2 protein-coding genes are annotated in these 595 nt (G+C 64.7%); both read left to right on the forward strand.

Features of this window, described 5'->3' with window-relative positions:
• The coding region (locus HCK04_RS40495) for a DUF742 domain-containing protein (protein ID WP_138463408.1) at positions 1 to 189 on the forward strand (189 nt) is incomplete at its 5' end.
• Between the two features lie 7 nt (positions 190 to 196).
• A partial coding sequence (locus tag HCK04_RS40500; RefSeq protein ID WP_185949126.1) for an ATP/GTP-binding protein occupies positions 197 to 595 on the forward strand: 399 nt, incomplete at its 3' end.

A 595-nucleotide genomic window follows, 5' to 3' on the forward strand; every position in this document is an offset into this window, starting at 1 on the left:
CTGTGCCGTCAGGTGCGGTCGGTGGCCGAGGTGTCGGCGTTGCTGCGGATTCCGCTGGGTGTGGTTCGCGTGGTGATCGCGGACATGGCGGCGGAGGGGCTGGTGCATGTGCATCAGCCGCAGTTGGAGGCCGGTAAGCCGGATCTGAACTTGCTGGAAAGGGTGCTCAGTGGACTTCGCAGGCTCTAGCCGGGGGTTGACGTCGACGAAGATCGTCGTTGCGGGGGGCTTCGGTGTGGGGAAGACGACCTTCGTGGGGGCGGTTTCGGAGATCGTGCCGTTGACGACGGAGGCGGTGATGACCGATGCGTCGGCGGGGGTGGACGATGTGGGGTTGGTGCCGCACAAGACGACGACGACGGTGGCGATGGATTTCGGTCGTGTGTCGTTGGACCGGGATCTGATTTTGTATTTGTTCGGTACGCCGGGTCAGCATCGGTTCTGGTTCATGTGGGATGACCTGGTGCGGGGGGCGATCGGTGCGGTGGTGCTGGTCGACACGCGGCGGTTGGCGGACAGTTTCCCGGCGGTGGACTACTTCGAGGAGGCGCGTCTGCCGTTCGTCGTGGGCGTGAACGGCTTCGACGGGCAGTAC

Source organism: Microbispora sp. CL1-1 (assembly GCF_012034195.1).
Classification (GTDB): domain Bacteria; phylum Actinomycetota; class Actinomycetes; order Streptosporangiales; family Streptosporangiaceae; genus Microbispora.